Annotated in this window: 2 protein-coding genes and 1 pseudogene; all 3 read right to left on the bottom strand. The window is 39.3% G+C overall.

Annotated elements, in window-relative coordinates; translation table 11 throughout:
- Positions 1 to 28: 28 nt before the first annotated feature.
- On the bottom strand, positions 29 to 538 hold the full coding sequence (locus BIZ37_RS30035; protein ID WP_187464659.1) for a hypothetical protein: 510 nt from the start codon (positions 536 to 538) through the stop codon (positions 29 to 31).
- Positions 539 to 546: 8 nt separating this feature from the next.
- The gene (locus tag BIZ37_RS30030; protein ID WP_187464658.1) at positions 547 to 1,221 is read right to left on the bottom strand and encodes a C39 family peptidase; all 675 of its coding nucleotides are present in this window, start codon (positions 1,219 to 1,221) and stop codon (positions 547 to 549) included.
- Between the two features lie 82 nt (positions 1,222 to 1,303).
- Positions 1,304 to 1,777, bottom strand: a pseudogene (locus BIZ37_RS30025) (hypothetical protein); the annotation flags it as partial.

Raw genomic sequence — 1,777 nt, 5'->3', positions numbered from 1 at the left:
CAAACCACAAATTTGTATTGCAACAGGATTAATAGCCGTTATGTAAAATGGCATTTTCCAACCTACTGTTGAATAAGTTCTGCCTATTAAAACCTTCAATATTAGCTTCTATATCAAGCACTGTTTCAACTTTGATTGCGGTATTATCAGCAGAGTTTTGAACTACTGTACCTATTGCATCCTGCGATGATCCTATACTGGCAATATTATTCTCACCGACACTAATGACTTTCAGTGGGTCATCATAGTCATAAGTCCGCATGCCATCATTGCTGCTCAAAATACCATTACTGATAGTAAAGTCTGCAATGTGCGTGTTTAAAACGGTTTCACCATTAACTTCTGTTGTTACAGAGAGGCCAATGTTAATTATATTATCATTAATTGATACAAAACCGCCCCTGAGTGTGGACATTTCGTCATCAGAAAGGGTTGTCAATCCCAAGTCATCGATACTAAGAAAACCAATAGATGCATGCGTAATAAGAGCAGAAGCTCCTATTGTTGATGCGACAATTAACCGTGTTAACCTTTTCATACTAGCCTCTAATAATCATTACTACCAGGCAGAGTAATACTAAACGTTGATAATGAGTCTCTTACAACAGCCTCTGACACGGGTGATGGATTATATATATTATAATTATCTGCTGTGATAAAACTTCCACGCCCTTGTTCAACGCGGTTTTTTACCAGCAATACCGTTCCTTTGTATACTTGTTTGAAGTCCTTGATTGGAATCAATAGAGTACCTCTAGATGGGTCTCCGAGAATAACATTCTCCTGGTTCATTCCTTTAATCACTACAAAATGCATATAGCCATCAAAATTAACAATAGTTATTGCAGGGATTCGTAGGTCATGGAATTTTTCTAGGGGTATGTTGTAACCATTTGCATCAAGACCAACTGAGTTCATATAGTTTTTCATATCTAGCATTGAAAAACCTTGCTTCTCTATCTGCTCTTTGTTTCCATGCTCGAACATGAACTCAAATATAGTGTTCTCTTGTGATTCGATATCGTAATGATAGGTCAGTAGTGACGCAACGGCTGCTGAGCCACAACTAAAATCATATTGCTGCCTGAACACATCACCAAATAATTGTTCTTGGTAACTTTTCACTTTTACATTATATCCCCCCCGATTAGGGAAATAATCTAATGCATAAATACTTGATGATGCTAATACGCTGATAAGCACGATAATTGATTTTTTCATACGTTAACGCCTATCAAACAACATAAAATTACGACACCTACTTACAGGAGAAAGCAAGAAAGGGCCTTTCGGCCCTTAAATCTTAGTATGAGCCGCCACCACCAGGAAGGCTTGCTCCACCTGAGCCAACAAGCGCTGCGTTTGTGCTTGTAGTTTGTTGTACCATTGAGTTATTACCCACGTTCTGACCAGCGATGTTAATACCAGAAGCATTCTGGTAACCCACATGCATGGTATTGGTGTGCTCAACCATTACATCTGTGCCAGCACTTCCTTTACAACATGCACCGCCATAGGTCACTGTGTTACCCATCACTGCACCGTCTACCATCGACTCTGCCAGTAGCTCATCCCACTCATGATGGCCTTTTTCTTTGATAGACCAGTCATTTTCGGAATTGTCTTCTAGAGTAACCTCGTGAGAGTTACCTACGTTCTTCATAATTAGCTTATCGTTATCTTTGTTGCCAACGTAGTCTTCGGTGTAGGTTTTATTCAAATTAGCTTCAGCGTTCAGTACAACTGTATCGTTAAAGCTTCCTTCAATGGTGACATC

The organism is Photobacterium sp. BZF1 (assembly GCF_014349205.1).
Classification (GTDB): domain Bacteria; phylum Pseudomonadota; class Gammaproteobacteria; order Enterobacterales; family Vibrionaceae; genus Photobacterium.
This window is presented reverse-complemented; position numbering and strand designations above follow the sequence as displayed.

What these genes read in the sequence shown, in the direction of transcription:
- BIZ37_RS30035 (WP_187464659.1), bottom strand. Translation starts at nt 538, where the DNA reads ATGAAAAGGTTAACACGGTTAATTGTCGCATCAACAATAGGAGCTTCT.
- BIZ37_RS30030 (WP_187464658.1), bottom strand. Translation starts at nt 1,221, where the DNA reads ATGAAAAAATCAATTATCGTGCTTATCAGCGTATTAGCATCATCAAGT.